The 17,028-nt window shown below is 50.6% G+C and carries 12 protein-coding genes; 7 read left to right on the top strand and 5 right to left on the bottom strand.

What is annotated here, in order from left to right; translation table 11 throughout:
- The first annotated feature begins 47 nt into the window (after window positions 1-47).
- Window positions 48-1,169, top strand: coding sequence for a DUF2855 family protein (locus UNDYM_RS06545; RefSeq protein ID WP_162040328.1), 1,122 nt, complete (start codon window positions 48-50; stop codon window positions 1,167-1,169).
- On the opposite strand, the gene UNDYM_RS06550 is transcribed toward UNDYM_RS06545, so the two are convergent.
- A complete protein-coding gene (locus UNDYM_RS06550; protein ID WP_162040329.1) occupies window positions 1,166-1,855 on the bottom strand; it encodes an ABC transporter substrate-binding protein in 690 nt (229 codons plus the stop codon). The two genes, UNDYM_RS06545 and UNDYM_RS06550, sit on opposite strands and share 4 nt — an antisense overlap.
- Window positions 1,856-2,177: 322 nt before the next feature.
- Between UNDYM_RS06550 and UNDYM_RS06555 the strand changes: the two genes are divergently transcribed.
- From UNDYM_RS06555 to UNDYM_RS06570, 4 genes are all read left to right on the top strand, one after another.
- Entirely contained in the window at window positions 2,178-2,558 is a 381-nt protein-coding gene (locus UNDYM_RS06555) for a tautomerase family protein (protein WP_162040330.1), read from the top strand.
- A 97-nt stretch (window positions 2,559-2,655) separates the two neighbouring features.
- Window positions 2,656-3,240 carry a TMEM175 family protein gene (locus tag UNDYM_RS06560; protein ID WP_162040331.1) on the top strand — a complete coding sequence of 195 codons (585 nt, stop codon included), beginning with the start codon at window positions 2,656-2,658 and terminating at the stop codon, window positions 3,238-3,240.
- A gap of 5 nt (window positions 3,241-3,245) precedes the next feature.
- Window positions 3,246-4,232, top strand: a complete 987-nt coding sequence (locus tag UNDYM_RS06565; protein ID WP_232063769.1) for a S9 family peptidase — start codon at window positions 3,246-3,248, stop codon at window positions 4,230-4,232.
- A 97-nt stretch (window positions 4,233-4,329) separates the two neighbouring features.
- Entirely contained in the window at window positions 4,330-5,154 is an 825-nt protein-coding gene (locus UNDYM_RS06570) for a DUF2189 domain-containing protein (RefSeq protein ID WP_162040332.1), read from the top strand.
- A gap of 32 nt (window positions 5,155-5,186) precedes the next feature.
- Here UNDYM_RS06570 and UNDYM_RS06575 read toward each other — a convergent pair whose 3' ends face one another.
- Window positions 5,187-7,124, bottom strand: a complete 1,938-nt coding sequence (locus tag UNDYM_RS06575) for a hypothetical protein (protein ID WP_162040333.1) — start codon at window positions 7,122-7,124, stop codon at window positions 5,187-5,189.
- Between the two features lie 210 nt (window positions 7,125-7,334).
- Window positions 7,335-10,682, bottom strand: coding sequence for a S41 family peptidase (locus UNDYM_RS06580; protein ID WP_162040334.1), 3,348 nt, complete (start codon window positions 10,680-10,682; stop codon window positions 7,335-7,337).
- A 327-nt stretch (window positions 10,683-11,009) separates the two neighbouring features.
- Between UNDYM_RS06580 and UNDYM_RS06585 the strand changes: the two genes are divergently transcribed.
- Window positions 11,010-12,791, top strand: coding sequence for a glycoside hydrolase family 44 protein (locus UNDYM_RS06585; protein WP_162040335.1), 1,782 nt, complete (start codon window positions 11,010-11,012; stop codon window positions 12,789-12,791).
- An 80-nt stretch (window positions 12,792-12,871) separates the two neighbouring features.
- Here UNDYM_RS06585 and UNDYM_RS06590 read toward each other — a convergent pair whose 3' ends face one another.
- Window positions 12,872-13,885: an NADP-dependent oxidoreductase gene (locus UNDYM_RS06590; RefSeq protein ID WP_162040336.1), complete on the bottom strand. Its 1,014-nt coding sequence runs from the start codon at window positions 13,883-13,885 to the stop codon at window positions 12,872-12,874.
- 169 nt (window positions 13,886-14,054) lie between these two features.
- Between UNDYM_RS06590 and UNDYM_RS06595 the strand changes: the two genes are divergently transcribed.
- Window positions 14,055-14,948, top strand: a complete 894-nt coding sequence (locus tag UNDYM_RS06595) for a LysR family transcriptional regulator (protein ID WP_162040337.1) — start codon at window positions 14,055-14,057, stop codon at window positions 14,946-14,948.
- Here UNDYM_RS06595 and UNDYM_RS06600 read toward each other — a convergent pair.
- The gene (locus UNDYM_RS06600; protein ID WP_162040338.1) at window positions 14,931-16,949 is read right to left on the bottom strand and encodes a S9 family peptidase; all 2,019 of its coding nucleotides are present in this window, start codon (window positions 16,947-16,949) and stop codon (window positions 14,931-14,933) included. The genes UNDYM_RS06595 and UNDYM_RS06600 overlap by 18 nt on opposite strands.
- Window positions 16,950-17,028: the final 79 nt, after the last annotated feature.

The raw sequence follows: 17,028 nt of genomic DNA on the forward strand, positions 1-17,028 counted from the left end.
TTTAAATGTTAATTCCCTAATAAAATGACGAAGAAAACGACGAGACCATGAAGAACCCAGCCAAAGAATTTATTGTCAATAAAAGCAATTTATTGGAATCCAGATTCAAGCCCCTGCACGTTCCTGCGGAAGCGGAATTGCAGGACGGGCAAGTAGTGTTGCAGGTAGAGCGTTTTGCCTTCACGTCAAATAACGTGACTTATGCAGCCTTTGGCACAGCGATGCATTACTGGAATTTTTTCCCCACCGATGAAGGCTGGGGCAATATCCCGGTCTGGGGTTTTGGTGATGTGCTGGCATCGAAAGCCGAAGGCGTAGCAGTGGGCGAGCGCTTCTATGGCTACTACCCCATGGCTACCCATCTGACAGTGCAGGCGACGCGGGTCTCACCTGGCGGCTTTGTCGATGGCGCAGAACACAGACAGGCCATGCATGGTTTATATAACCACTATGTCAGAACCAGTACTGATCCTGGTTACACCAAAGAATCTGAAGATGTGCAGATCTTGCTGCGGCCCTTGTTCATCACCTCCTTCATGATTGATGATTTTCTTGATGATAATCAGTTCTTTGGTGCGCAGACCGTACTGATCTCCAGCGCTTCCAGCAAGACCGCTTATGGTTTGGCATTCATGCTGTCGCTGCGCAAGGACAAGGCCTGCAAAGTCATAGGCCTGACTTCGCCGGGCAACCTCGAATTTGTGCGGAATATGGCGATCTACGACGAAGTCATCAGCTATGAGCAAGTGACTGGGCTGGCAACTGACCAGGGCGTTGTATATGTCGATATGGCAGGCAATGGGCAATTACGCAGCCAGTTGCATCATCATTTCAAAGACAATATGAAATATAGCTGCGCTGTTGGCGGCACACACTGGGAAGAGCTAAGTGGTGCATCAAACCTGCCAGGTGCAAAACCGACCTTGTTCTTCGCACCGGCGCAAATCAAGAAGCGCATGACAGACTGGGGCCCGAATGGTGTGCAATCCCGTTTAGCTCAGGCCTGGAAGGCTTTCATGCGACCTGTGATGGAAGCAGAGAAACCCTGGATGCAGGTGATACATGGGCAGGGCGAAGCTGCAGTGCGACAAGTCTATGATGATATGCTGAGTGGCGCTGCCAGACCTGATCAGGGCAATGTCCTGACTTTGCTCAGCCCTGAGATTTAGTTTTTCCAGAGGGCAGGCAAGTCACCAGACTTCCTGCCCCTGATGATGGCAGCGTTGATCTTGTTGATGACATCTGATCTGGTATTGACGCCAGAGGTAAAATGGATGGGATCAACCAGCAGCGGTTTGGCAAATACTTTGACACCATAATTCATTTGCGTTTCGCTGCGCAGGTTCTTTTCGTCGAGGTAAAGATTCAGTTCCGCTTCCAGGTCTTTGGCGTTTGGCAGGCGTGAATTGACCAGCATGACATCCATGCGCCCGGATAAGAGTTTTTTGAGGCGAGAGCTGCTTTGCGGTTGGTCTTCCTCTACTTTGAAAGACACATTGCGCAATTTGTCTATCTCATCTCCAAAACGTATACCCCTGACTATACCTACAGATTTACCTTGCAGATCACCGATGCCGGTGAATTTCATGCTGCTGTCATCTCTCGCAACTACCCAGACAAAGTCGGAAAAAACTGCTTCAGAGTAGCGCATGGTTTTCAAGCGTTCGCTGCTTTTTGACAGGCCAAACCCCAGCCCTTCGCCTTTACCTATATTGTCGATAACGCGGGGCAGGGGATAGCGGCGTACATCAAACTGCACGTCCATGGCGCGTTCAAAATAGGCAATGATCTTTTGGTTTTCAGGGCGTATCGGAGCAATCTCACCATTTTCATCGCGAGACTCAGCGAGTAGCAAAGGTAGGACGGTTTTGGCGTGAACTTGTGATTGCAGGCAGCACAGACCTAACAGTAATCCCAGTCCAGCCTTGCGGATTAGAGTCAGTAGAGTGAGGTGGCACTTGTCTTGCATGCAATGTTTTTGTGCGGAAAGGATGCGGCGATGATACCTGTGTGGATACTGGCTTGTATAGCGCCTTTAGGTAAGGATTTGTTAAGCACGGCTTGCCTTTATTGAACAATGTAATTTACATGCAGATAGATTTCAAAAGAGCTATTTAATTTGCTAAGATGGAGACAGGCATACCGACAATTGCCATTTGCGTAAAAAAGGAGACATCATGCCCTTGGTTACCATCACCGTCTGCAAACCCAAATCCCTGTTGTTCAAAGAGACAGTCCTCAATGCCGTGCATGCAGCATTGATGGAGGCGGGAGTACCAGAGACAGACAAGTTCCAGCGTATTCTGGAGCTGGATAAAGAAAACTTTCGTTTTGATCCGCATTACCCTGATCTGCACAAGGACAGGAACCAGGATTTCGTCCTCATAGAAATACTATGGTCAGTGGGACGTAGCGTACAGGTCAAGAAAAAATTGCTCGATACCCTCATGCGGCGTCTCAGCGAAAAGAGCATGAACCCCGAAAACATCATGGTCTGTTTCAGGGAGACCGCTTGGGAAAACTGGTCTTTCGCTGGTGGCCGAATACTGCATACCTGAACTGTTCACACTGCATTGATTTTGCGTGCGACTTTTTGCTGGCGCAGCATAGACATATCCGTCAGAATAATTGAAATTCAACAAGACGGAGCAAGTAATGGGAAAGACCAGACTGGAAGCCTTCAGCGATGGCGTGATCGCCATCCTGATTACCATCATGGTGCTGGAAATGAAAGTGCCGCATGGTGGCACGCTGGAAACCCTGCTGCCGGTATGGCCGGTATTTTTGAGTTATATCCTGAGCTTTGTGTATGTCGGCATCTACTGGAATAACCATCACCACATGCTGCACACCTGCCGCAAGGTGACTGGCGGGATTTTATGGGCCAACCTGCATTTGCTGTTCTGGCTTTCACTGATTCCTTTCGCTACTGGCTGGGTAGGTGAAAATCATTTTGCCCCTATCCCGGCAGCCTTGTATGGTGCGGTTTTGCTGATGGCCGCGATTGCTTATTTCATCCTGCAACAGCAGATCATTGCTACCCAGGGGCCCGATTCATTGCTGAAAAAAGCGGTAGGCGCAGACTGGAAGGGCAAGCTCTCGCCAGTGGTCTATGCTACTGGCATGATGTTGGCTTGCTGGTATCCCCTGGTGGCGATGGCAATGTATGTAGTCATGGCCCTGATATGGCTGATACCTGACCGTCGCATAGAAAAAGTCCTCAAAAACCACGAAGAGTAAATTCCATGCGCATGATGATATTTGCCGCAGCCCTGGCAGCAGGAGTAATCTTTTGCACACCGACTATCGCAAGACAGGCCGATTATGATCAGGAAATCGTACTTGCTACCACAGGCGGCAGCATTAATGGCAGCCTGATCATGCCTGCCAATGGAGTGAAGCCGCCTGTGGTATTGATGATTGCTGGTTCTGGCCCCACCGACAGGGATGGCAATACAGTCGGCCTGAAAGGCAGGAATGACTCACTGAAAATGTTGGCAGCATCCATGGCACAGGCCGGGATAGCATCGGTACGCTTTGACAAGCGTGGCATCGCCGGCAGCGCAAGTGCCGCGGCATCTGAAGCCGATTTGCGCTTTGAAACCTATGTGCAGGACGCCGTTGCCTGGATAAGGCTGCTCAAGGCAGATGCACGGTTTTCTGGTGTTGCCATACTTGGTCATAGCGAAGGTTCTCTGATTGCCATGCTGGCTGCGCAGCAAGAAGCGGTCAGGGCATACATCTCTGTAGCAGGCCCGGCGAAAAATGCCGCTGATGTCTTGCGGTGGCAGTTGCAAGGTAAATTGCCACCTGCGCTGGCCATCCGTAATGAAGAAATTCTGAGCGCTTTGCAGGCAGGCAAAACCCATGCCGAAGTGCCGCCAGAATTAAATGTCCTGTACCGCGCCAGCGTGCAGCCATATCTGGTTTCCTGGTTCCGTTACACGCCGGAAAAGGAGATAGGCAAATTGACTTGCCCGGTTTTGCTGATACAGGGTGACAAGGATATACAGGTAAATACAGCACAATTGACGGCGCTTAAACTTGCGAAACCAGATGCTGAAAGCCTGCTGGTACACGGTATGAACCATGTACTGAAAATCACAGGCAATGATGCAGCACAGCAAATGGCTTCTTATACAGATCCGGCCTTGCCCTTGGCACCCGAATTGACTAAAGGCCTGGCCTCCTTTTTGCTGAATAAACTCAGAAGCAATCTCAGAAGCAAATAAGTCTCTCGCGGTACAGATTGTAATTTGTGCCGGACTGCCTTAGGATGGAAATTGATCCGTATCAAAAAACGGGCATTTTCAAAACAATGGGGACAGTATGACTAATCAATCGCAAGGCCGGGGCGGGGATAGTGCGCCGCCCGACATCCGGACCGTCATAGACCATGAATCTGCTTTTCCACCTCTGCGCCGGGTCGGCATGTTCCGCCCCCTGGCCTGGCTAAAACTGGGCTGGCGCGATTTTCGTGCTTCGGGCGGCTCCAGTATTTTTTACGGGGTCTGTTTTGCAGCCATGGGGCTGGTCCTGCGATTGATACTTAATAATGCACCCGAATATCTGTCTGCCCTGACCTGCGGTTTTTTATTGGTCGGCCCATTACTCGCGTTGGGACTCTACGATATCAGCCGCCGTCTTGAGAATGTGCGCTCCGGTTTGCTAGGCAGTGTATTTTCCATGCGCGGACGCTGGAGCAATATCGGTGTTTTGGCTCTGGTGCTGGCGATTATCATGATGGTGTGGGCGCGCGCTTCGCTGGTTATTTTTGCCCTGTTTTACAACAAGGGCATGCCAACCATGCAGGGCTTCCTGGCGCAATTGTTCTCACTGAATAACCTGGAATTTTTGGCGGTGTATATCTGCATAGGTTTCGTCTTTGCCAGCCTGGTATTTGCCATCAGTTGGGTGTCGATACCATTGATGCTGGACAGGGACACCGATGCCATTACCGCGATGATCATCAGCTGTGTTGCCTTGTTCATCAATGCGCCCGCGACCATGGTCTGGGCCACACTGATCATTGGCAGCGTGGTATTGAGTTTCTTAAGCTGGAACCTGGGCTTTCTGATACTCATGCCCATCATAGGCCATGCAAGCTGGCATGCTTATAAGGATGTCGTCGGTAATGCTGCTGATCGCCACTAGGTCGTAAATTCAAGTGTGCTGATTAAAGGTGGTCAGGCATTAATGTCGATCTTGCCAGATGTCGCTATATGTTCTTCTGGCTCACCCAATTCTTCTGCCTGGTGATACGCAGAATCGACCTCCGCCTCTTGATGCTGGTTTTTCGCATGCTCATGTAAATCCAGTGTGACGGGTTCTACAACAATGACAGCCTCGGGCGCTGTTACTGTGTCGGCGTCTGCCGGGCTAGAGTTTTCTAAGGGGTTGGTTTGGATACCGTCTCTGACGCGCAAGCTCGCGATTGCAGCCGCAATCAGAGGGTTGATACTGGACTGGATACCAGTCGCGCTGGCGCTGGTGTTGACTGCCGCACTGTTGTTGACGGGCGTAGTTTGCTGGGCGCTGGCATTGACGGGTACTGGAGTGGTAACTGCGGTTGATGCCTGGCTGGCTGCGGCGGGCAGCTTATTGGCTGCAATATTAGTTGCTGCTGCGGTGGCCTGATTGATGGTATCCAGAGTCTTGCTGACTTCTTCAAATGTGGACAGCGTATTGAGCGTAGTCTCCGCAATGCCTGAAGCGCTACTGGACGCAGTGCTTTCATTTAATTTGCTTGTATTTGCCGCGACCTGATTTTCCAGCTGACTTTCGGTTGGCAGTGCAGACGGTGTCGTGATGCTTGATGACAACTTGCTTTGAGTGGCTATAGCAGCCTGTAATACCTTGGGTGTATCCACGGTTTCCGCAGGCGGAGTTTGTGTCCTTATTTGTGTCCCCTGTGTTTGTGAAGGCAGACTGGTGGTGATGTCCGCCACCTCTGTTTCGGCTGAAAGCGCCTTGCTGTTTACGTTGATATCAGTTGTTCCTGTGGCCACTATGGCATTCGAGCCGATGTCAGTCGCTGCACCAGAAGATGCCGCCGTTCTTGCAACCGTAGATGTATCTATTGCAGAATTGATTGCGGCATTACTTTGCGAGATATTTGCTGCATTGTTTGTAGCTGCTGCTGTTCTTATTTCTGGAGATACGGGTATTTCAGGACTTGCCTGCGCAGCATTGCTCGCTATATTGTCTGTGCCGTTGGTGTTCGCAAATGTGGCCTGAGAATTTCTTGTGATATCGATTGCTACCTGCAGTGCTTCATCTCCCAATGCTCGCTGCAGTTCTGCATTGGCATTGGTCGTTGCGGTGCCTGCGTCTTCATTCAAATTAGCCGGTGGGGAAGCGCTGTTACTGACTTTGTTATTTATACTTGTGCTTTCAGTTGAGCTTGTAAGGTCAGGATTCTCAGCGTCATTGATACTTGTATTCGTAAGGATATTGCCCGAAGCAAGCTCCTGATTTTGTGCAATGACGGTGCTTTCTGCCTTAACCAGTATCTGTAAAGCCTGCGCCAGTAAAGCAGTTGTGCCCACAGGGTCTTCAGCCAGGGCATTTTGAAAAACACTCACATCCAGTGTCAAAAAACTGTCGTTGTTGGGCTGGGCGACATTTTGCAAATTGATCCCAATTTTCCCCAATTGCTCGAACAGGCTGCTCCCGTCTGCACTTTGTGTGCCAGCATTCATGACCAGCAAGAGGCTGTCCCTACTGGTGGGTATCAAGGGATTTTCCGCCAGGTTGGAATTGCTGGCTTGCAGTTGATTGAATGCGTCCACAAATGATGTGGCGATGGTGGTGAGCTGGGCGATGTCTGCTTTCGTTTGCGCCGTTTGTGCTTGATCTGCACTAACTGCCAGGGGGACAGTCGTTGTAACATTGGCAGTTCTCTTGTTTTGCAGGCGGACAGTGTAGGCCAGCAATTCACCCAGAGCAGAAACATCGACCGTCATGTTATTGCTGCGTATTGCAGGTATTGCATCAAGCAAGCCTGTGTTGTCAGCTATTGCTGTTGAGAGGGCGCGAATTGTAGCGGAGTCAGTAGCTGCATTGATTGCTGAGGGAGAACTTGCTGCTGCCGTCGCCACCGTGCTGATGGGTGAGATAATCATGCACTACCTGCCTTCCTGGAACATGCTGCTCTATGTATTAGATCGTATCTCATCCTGTTGATGAAATGCACTCTGATAAATTATCAGCTTATTTGCGAATACTCAGTGCGCTGCATCACTTAGTGAAAGCTATCTATGGGCATTCAAACAAAAAACCTCATAGTATTTAGCTATGAGGTTTTTGCTCTAACAAGAAAAGCCAAGTATTTGCTATTTGCTTAATGGTGGAATGACTTGTGGCACCATGGCCTTGATTGGCTGTTCTTTCAATTTTTTCTCCAGTAATTGTATTGCTGCTTCGAGTTGCTGGTCTTTGCCATTGAAGGTTGCGTGTGGCAGGTTATCGACTTCGACATCGGGTGCTACACCTACACCTTCTACCAGCCAGCGGCCATCCATGCCAAATTGTGCGTTTTCTGCTGCCCTGATCATGCCATTGTCTGACAGTGAATTATTATCCGACAGCCAGACGCCTGCACCTGCGGTGCGTTTGCCTACCAGTGGCCCCAGCTTCAGGGCCTTGATGCCGGCGGCAAATGTTTCGCCATCAGAGTAAGTCAGTTCATCCACCAGTACCACCAGATGGCCACGGAAGGTCTGCTGCATATTGGTGTAGGGTGCAGAGGTTGGTGATGCCCAGAAAGCCCAGGCCTTGCGCAAGAGTTTTTCTATGACCCAACTGTCGATATTGCCGCCACGGTTGCGGCGCACGTCGATGATGAGGCCGTCACGTTCTATATTGCTGTAAAAATCACGGGCAAAGCTGTTGATATCCTGGGCACCCATGGCACGCAGATGCAGGTAACCAATGCGGCCTTGCGTAGCCTTGTTGACTTGTTCGCTGCGGCTTTGTTCCCAGTCGCTGTAACGCAGATTCGCATGCTTCATCATATTGACAGGTGTGACGATGACAGCTCGTGTTGCCTGGTCACCACGTTTGACATGCATTAATACCTGCTTGTCTGCCTGGTTGATCAGCAGGTCTGAAATATCACGTGCTTCCATCACAGGCTGACCATTGATGGCGGTGATGACGTCGCCTTCCTTGATGTCCAGATCAGGTTGCGACAGGGGAGTGCGCTCAGATGGCAATTCTGCTTCAGTATGATAGATATGGTCGATGCGGTATCCACCATTGCTGCGGCTCAAGACCGCACCGAGTGAGGCAGCCTGTCCTTCCGGTGCTGCACGGCGTATATCGCCAGGGCGACTTTGTGAGTGCAGGGTGCTGACTTCGCTGGCCATCATGCCCAATACATCATTCAACTCTGCCCTGTCGGTGATGCGGTCCACCAATGGTGCATATTTGCTACGTACCTTGCTCCAGTCTACGCCGCGCATTTTGTCGTCAAACAAAAAGTCCCTGTGCATGCGCCAGGCATCGGCATACATTTGCTGCCATTCAAGTTTAGGACTGAGGAAGAAAGCCCAGTCGTTAATATTGACTTTGCATTTGCTGACATCGCCCGGTTGTTTTGCACCGGCTTCGACAACAAAGAATTCCTGTGGCCCAGTGCCAATTTGCTGACGATAAAACACGTGTTTTTTGTCGGCAGACAAATCAAACTGGCGTATGTTGCCAGCAAAAATGTCGGGTTGTGGTGAAGTCTTGCTGATCGCCAAGGTTTTCAACGTGGACTTACCATCCGTGCCTTCCGCTTCAGTGAAATACAGTCGTTTTTCATCAATGGCCAGGTCGCGGTAATTGCCATACGCCAGTGGTACCTGATACAAGCGCTCGGCCAGACCGGTATACTGTATGGCAGGGAGGACGGGCTTGGCAGGTTTCTTGGCTTCTTCAGTTTTATCGGCTGGCTTGTCTTTTGACTTGTCGGCGCTCTTGTCGTCAGTTTTCTCTTTGTCCTTATCTTTGTCTGCCGGTTTGTCAGTTGTCTTGTCGCTGGATTTACTCAACTCATCGTCGGCCTTGAAGGGGAAGCGGTTCCCAGCCTGCAAAGCAAGTGCATACAGGCCAGTACGCTTCTCGAAATGCGGCCCCATATTGCGGTCACCCCAGGGGGCACGGTTGCTGACCTGGAAATTGCGCTCAGAGTAAAAATACAGCCAGCGTCCATCGGGAGAGAACACTGGTGCGTGCGAGTTATAACGGTCGCTGGTGACAAAGTGAATCTGTTTGCTTTCCAGCGAGTACAGGCCTATCTGTGGTCTTTGCAGCTTATTGTCTGCCCTGACGATGGCGATGGTCTTGCTGTCTGGTGACCAGATGACTTCTTCCTGCCTCTCGGCACTTATCTTGCCTGCATCATCAATGACTTGATTGGTCTTGGTCGCCAGGTCCAGCAACCACAGCCTGCCGCGCTTGTCCGTATGCGCCAGCCATTTGCCATCAGGGGAGGGGATGATACGGTAGCGGTGTACATCACCATTGGTAGTCAGGACCTCTGGTTTGCCGAGGCCATTGGCCGGGAATTTCCAGATTTCATTTTCACCGGTAGTATCGACAATGGCATACACGGATTTGTCATCATGTGAAAATACGGCTTCGCGCGCACGGGCGTTCTCTGGCACGGGCAAGTCTATGCGCCTTTGCGGGCCAGAGCCTGCTATGCTCAGGCGTCCGCGCGCAGTGAACAGCAGACGTTCTTCCTTGCCGGCGATTTCTACATTCGACAGATACTCCATGGGAGTCTTGATCTGGCGCTTGCGCTGCTGATCAAAGTCAGACACCAGGTCTATAGTCAGGGTCTGGTCTTTGGCATTGCTGATATCGAGTACATGCAAGTCGGCACCGAGTTGATAGGCTATCTTGCCATCGGCTATGCTGGGGTTGCGTACTTCCCATTCCTTGTGCTGGGTCAGGACGCGGGCATCTGTGCCGTCGAGATTGGCACTCCAGATATTGAAGGCGCCATTGCGGTCGCTGATAAAGTAGAGTTTGCCCTTCCATAGCATGGGGCGGCGGTTGTTGCTTTTGTCGTCGGCAAATAATTGCGTGGCTTCAGTCTTGGTCTGCACGTCATAACGCCAGACTTGTGCAGTAGCGCCACCGCGATATTGCTTGGCGTTGTCATTCGTCATGTGCAGGCCAAAGCGGGTGAAGTACAGATACTTGCCGCTTTCGTCGAGCACAGCTTCATTCGCATCTGCCACCGGGAATACCCTGCGCATCAGGGTTTGCGGATTGATGGCGGCGATGATGCGGTGCGAAGCCGGGCCTGTGCTGTTCAATGTCGTAACCAGTACTTCGCCGCTGGCTGTCCAGCCCAAGACAGATACCTGGTCATTTTCAAAACTGATGCGCTTTGGTACACCACCTGCCATGGGCATGACATAAGCTTCGGTTGCACCTTCGTAAGCAGCAGAAAACGCCAGCCACTTGCCATCTTGTGAGATGGCGGGCAAGACTTCTGCCGCAGGATGGCTGGTCAGCCTTTGCGCCTGGCCACCACTGCTTGCCACTTTCCATAGATCGCCTTCTGCGGTAAACACCACAGCATCACCACGTATGCTGGGGAAACGATAATAGGCAGGTGCTGCAAGTACGGTTGTTGCCAGACTGGACAGGCTAAGAGCGAGGGCGAGTTTGCTTAGTCTCATTGTTATTCTCGAAAATGGATTTGGATGGTTTTTTATAAATACTTGTACTAATTGAAATGCAAATGGCAAAGCGGTGCTACAAACAAAAACAGCCTCAAATACATACAAAGGCGGGATAAAAGCTATAACAAAAGCTATATCAATAACGGGATTTGCAACATTCTGTAAGCAGTTTTTTTACTGTTACCAAGCAAAATACTGACTAATGTGTCTTACGGTTACATTTACCCGCCGGATATTTCTTGAATTGTTAAAAATGATGAAGTACCCTGAACGTTAAATTTCCACTTGGAAATAATTTATCGACGAGCAGACCAAGGGTGCCTCATGAGACAAGTCAGCTTGTGCAAAGTTCTTTTAATTCTGGGTATTTCGGCAGAAATTTCGACAACGTCGGCGCAGAATGTCACATTTTCCATTGATACCCAGGCAGAGCGCAAGACCATCAGCCCTTTGATCTATGGTTATAACGCTTATGCCGATGGAACCGGTCGTGCTGGTTGGGCCAATCAGGGCGGGCAAGCCAGTCTGCAAAGCCTGAACCTGCGCTCGCGCCGCCTGGGTGGTAATAATATGACCAGCTACAACTGGGAAAATGGCGTCAGCAATTCTGGTAATGACTGGTGCCATTCATCCAATGCGGGTGTCAGTGCGACAGCCGGAGCGGGCAATCCCAATTCAAATAATGGCCTGGCCTACTACACCCCTGGTGCAGCCTTACAAAGTTTCCAGGACCAGTCGCTGGTGCTGGGCACTTATTCCTTGCTGCAATTGCCTGCCGCTGGCAAGCTGCCCAAAGACATCATCAACCTCAATCCGCCAAGCACTTGCATGGGTTCCCAGCTGTGGCAGAGCACTGCCGGGCCATCAAATGTGGATACTGCACGCTGGGTCAATATCATCAATGACAAGCCCGCTGCGGCTGGTGGCCTGAGCCTGACGCCGGGCCTTAATGATGGTGTCGTCTATATAGATGAAGAAATCAATTTCCTGACACAGAAATACGGCAATGCGTCATCTGCAAATGGTGTCAAAGGCTATGAACTCGATAATGAGCCAGATCTCTGGCATCACTGGACTACCAACAGCGGAGAAAGCGGCACACATGCGAATCTGTACCCAACGTTGACTACGGTCACCGATGTCTTGCAAAGAAATATCAGCCTCGCAAAGACGGTCAAACGCATGGACGCCAGCGCAGAGACCTTTGGGCCGGCAATCAGCGGTTACCTTGGTCTGTTCAGCCTGTGGGCAGTGTGGGACGGTTCAGCCTCGCATCAGCCATCTGACTGGGCGCAATACAATGTAGAGCCTTATTACAGCAATAATACTGGCGACCGTTATCGATACAACGGCATGGCCATGGCGAACGCCTATCTGGCAAAAATGAACCAGGCTTCGCAAAGCGCCGGTCGTCGTTTGCTCGACGTGTTTTCTTTTCACTATTATCCACAAGCTTCTTACAATGCCACTGACCGTGTGCAGGCCGCGCGCAGTTTGTGGGATGCGACTTATGTAGAACCTAGCTGGATTACCCAGAACGGTAACGGTTTCACTGACGGGCGCTCTCTGCAAATGCTGCCCAAGCTGCAACAAGCCATCAATGATTTTTATCCAGGCACCAAACTGGCGGTGACTGAATATGATTTTGGTGGTAAGAGCGATATCACAGGCGCGATTGCCCAGGCAGATGCACTGGGTACCTTTGGCAAACAAGGCGTGTATCTGGCGACTTATTTTGGCGATGCAGAACAATACATTGCTGCAGGCTTCAAGATTTACCGAAATTATGATGGGAATAAGTCGGTATTCCCTGCAACTTCTGTGAAGGCGGTTTCCAGCAATAATAGCAATGCAGCCGTGTATGCAGCGGTCGATGTCAATGACCCTAATGTCATCCACGTTATTGCCATCAACCGCCAGAGCACTAATGTTACGAGCAGCTTTCAACTCAGCCATCCTGTGAATTTGAAATATGCCCAGGTCTGGGGTGTCAGTGGCAGCAGCACCAATATCACTGCAAGGAGCGGGCTCAGCAATATCTCCAAGAACAAGTTCAGTTACACTTTGCCTGCTTTGTCTGTGCTGCACTTTGTGTTGAAGCCATAAGTAACTAAGCTTTAGCAAAAAGCCACCAGCATGCTGGTGGCTTTTCATTTGATGCTTACTATCGATGCTTACTATTTTCCTTAGACTCCAGCTACTTTCAAGATCAGCTTGCCATTGTTTTCACCTGTGAACAGTTTTTGGAAGGTCTCAGGGAAATTTTCCAGGCCCTCAACGATGTCTTCACGGCTTTTCAATCTGCCAGACATGATCCAGCCACCCATGACCATCGCCGCTTCCATGGCACGTGGGTAAAAGTCGGATACCATCACACCTTTCATCGTGGCACGTTTGACCATCAGGTTCAGGTAGTTTGATGGGCCCTTGATAGGGGTCGTATTATTGTATTGGGAGATCGCACCGCAAATCACCACGCGGGCACCAAAAGCCAGTTGCGCGAGGGCCGCATCAAGGATATCACCGCCGACATTATCGAAATACACGTCTATGCCTTTAGGGCAATGCTGCTTCAAGGCGGCGCTGACATCTTCGCTCTTATAATCGATGGCAGCATCGAAGCCCAGTTCTTCTGTCAGGTAACGAACCTTGTCGGCACCACCGGCGATACCAACCACGCGTGCGCCCTTGATCTTGGCAATCTGACCAACGATGGTACCGACTGCACCGGCTGCGCCGGATATTACGACCGTATCACCTTCCTTGGGCTGGCCGACTTCGAGCAAACCAAAGTAGGCAGTCATGCCTGGCATGCCCAGGGTGCTCAGGTACAGTGGCAGAGGGGCCAGTTTTGGATCAACCTTGCTGATGCTATTGCCATCAGAGTAGGCATATTCCTGCATGCCCAGTATGCCACTGACATGATCACCGACTGCAAACTTTGGATTATTCGATTCTACGACCTGACCAACAGCCAGGGCGCGCATGACTTCGCCTATCGCCACTGGTGGCATATAAGAATTTTTGCTCTCATTCATCCAGCCGCGCATGGCTGGGTCGAGCGAGATATACAGGTTCTTGATCAGCACTTCGCCTGCCTGCAAATCACGCAATCGCTCTTTGACGTGATTAAAATCGCTGGCTTTGACACTGCCTTGTGGGCGGGCTGCAAGTTTGAATTGAGAATTGATGGCGTTCATGTTTTTTCCTTTGTCGGATGGTGAGGACTTACTGGGAATTTATTGTGGCAGCACGCTGCTGACCATGGAAAGCAGTATAGGTTGCTTATTGTTGCTTGATAAGTCAGGTATATTGCATAATATTGTTGTCAAAATCAGGACAATGTCGAAGCAAAAAAGAGGGCATATCATGCTGAATCCACAACATCTTGCTGTATTTGCCACCATTATCCGCGCAGGTAGCATCAGCAAGGCAGCCGTACAACTGGGCTGTGGCAAGTCCTTGCTATCGCGGCAACTGGCCAAACTGGAGCAGGACCTCGGTGCACGGCTGATACAGCGCTCCACCCGCAAGCTGACCCTGACCGAGATAGGTGAACAAGTCTTGCATGAGGCGCAGCGCATCGATACCGCATTAGCCAACATAGAACAAATGGCGGGACAACACCAGCAAGAAGTCAGAGGGCGCTTGCGTGTGACCTGCCCCGTTCCAGCGGTCACCCGGCTGGTGCCGGTCATGATGGAGTTTTGCAAACGTTATCCGCAAATTGATTTTGCCCTGCAAGTCGAAGACAGGCTGGTCGATCTGATTGCCGAACAGATTGATGTTGCCATCCGTGTTTCTCACCTGGAAGACTCCAGCCTGATAGCGCGCAAGCTTGTCGATAGTCAGCGCATACTTTGCGCATCACCTGGCTATCTGGCGCATGCTGGACATCCTGTTGTGGCAGAGGACCTGGCACAGCATGCCTGCCTGCTGTACATCAGCGCAGGGCGCGCCCATGATGAATGGACTTTGCTACAGGATGGCGAGGTGAAAAAGGTCAGAGTGAGCAGCCACTTCCAATCCAATAATGGTCTTGCCCTGGTGGCTGCTGCATGCTCAGGCGCTGGCATAGTGCTGATCGATAAACTCATCGTCAGCAAGCACTTACAAAGTGGTGAGTTGGTGGCGGTGCTGGACAATTATCAACTGCCCAGCGGCTCACCGGTGTATGCAGTGTATCCAGCGCGTGACTGGCTGGCACTGAAGACGGCCACTTTCGTGGCCTTTTTGCAGGAGCGTTTATTTACCGGCGTCTGATGCCGCCAGCGGCTGGCCTTTGCCTATATTCTGATCAAGGAATTTCTCCACACGGCCCCAGAAGTCAACATTGTTTTTGAGCAGGAAGAATCCATGGCCTTCTTCTGCGTATTCCACCCATTCAACACTGGAATTTTTTTCCTTGATGGCTTTATAGAATTGAGTACCATGGTCGATCGGAACACGACGGTCACGCTTGCCATAAGCCATCAACAAGGGACGTGTCAGCTTGTCGGTGTTTTGCAAAGGTGAAGTCGCCCTCAACTGGGCTGCATCCTTGACCTGGTCACCAATCAGCACTGGCATGCCGAACCATTTCCATTCGTCTGAAAAATCACTCCAGTGGATGTCGTACATGAGATTGATATCGGTCACCCCCACCCATTCTATGCCGCAGCGGAAGATGTCGGGGTCTTTGATCAGGCCCATCAGGGTTGCATAACCACCATAGCTCGCACCCGCTATGCAGATACGTTTTGGATCAACATAGCCCTGAGCGACTGCCCATTTGGCGGCGTCGGCAACATCATCCTGCATGGCCAAGCCCCATTGCTTGATACCCGCGCGGAAGTGTTTTGCACCATAGCCCGTACTGCCGCGATAATCCGGTTCGATGACAGCATAACCGCGCGAGGCCAGGAATTGTGCTTGCGGATTCCAGTTCCAGTGATTGCCGCGCAAATAGGGGCCACCATGCACCAGTACTACGGCTGGCAGATTTTTGCCCGTGCTGTTTGGCGGCAGGGTCAGGTTAACCGGGATTTGCAGGCCGTCACGCGCTGCATAATTCAGCATCTGTTTTTCTGCCATCTGCTCAGGTTTAATGTCAGGTTTGCTGACACCCAGGCGTATCAATTTTTTTGAATTGAAGTCAAACAGTTGCCATGTGCCAGGTACGATATCTGAATGAGAATAAACCAGAGCGATATTGGTTTTCAGGTCAGAAGGGAAGTGCAGGGCGTTATGGGTATCAGGCAAAAGCGCATCAATCTGCTTTTGTTTTTCCGCCAGGGTTTCATCAAACCATATGGTTGCAGGCCTGCTCATTTCATAGCGCAGGCCCAACACCTTCTTTTGCGGAGCGTTGTAGATCAACTGACCAGTAAAGTCATAGCCTTTCAATGAAATTACCGGATCTGCTTCGAGCTGATTTTTTTCCAGATCAAAACGATACAGTGAGCTGAATTCCTTGCCATTGTTGGCGCGTACATATAAATCACCTTCCGGACTAAAAAACACAGGCGTTATCCTGTCATCGGATGTCCAGCTGGATGTTGCCAGTTTGCGCCAGGCATTGGTTTTCGGGTCTTTATAGTTAAGGACAGATTTGTCTTCTTCTGTCGTGACTGCGGCACGTGCAACCCCAGCCTTGTCTATCAACCATGCGTTGACCTTGCCGGGGCGTGGAATAAGTTCAGTATTGCCTGTTATCGTGTTAAGGCGATATAGATCATAGATACCAGACCCGGCTTCGGTAGCTTGAGTGACATAGATGTCTGGCGAATTTAAATCATGAGCGATGTCCAGAAAGTCGGTGTACCAAGGTAATTCACCTACCACCTTGGTGCCGGGATTGGTAAACTGATGTGTGACCAGGCGTACACGTTTGCTGCGGTCTTTATTTACCGCATATAAGCCAGGTCTGAAAATGCGCTGGACTTCTTTGTATTGCAGATCTGTCAGATCGTAGACCAGCCTGTCATTATTGATCCAGTGGAAGGAGTGCACATCCTTGTCTTCATAATTGGCAATAATTTCCGGGCGCAGTTGGCCAATTTCCAGCACTGCCAGCACCATACGGTCATTCGCACCCTTCATGATCATGGCGATGTTTTTGCCATCCGGAGACAGGCGGGCATCTTGAAATTGCGATCCTTTGAAAAAACTCGCAATAGGGATAGGTTCAGCCGCGGCATGCGAAACTGGAGCCTGAAGCAAGAACAGGCTGCCGAAAACACCAAAGGCGATTTTGAGGGCGAGAGGCTTGTAAAAGTGAGGCATGCGCGCTTTCATTGCTGGAATGGAATTGCGCATTATATATAGAATAAATTCAGATTAAATACAGATTGATAAATATTAA

Origin of the sequence: Undibacterium sp. YM2 (genome assembly GCF_009937975.1) — a bacterium.
Taxonomy (GTDB): domain Bacteria; phylum Pseudomonadota; class Gammaproteobacteria; order Burkholderiales; family Burkholderiaceae_D; genus Undibacterium.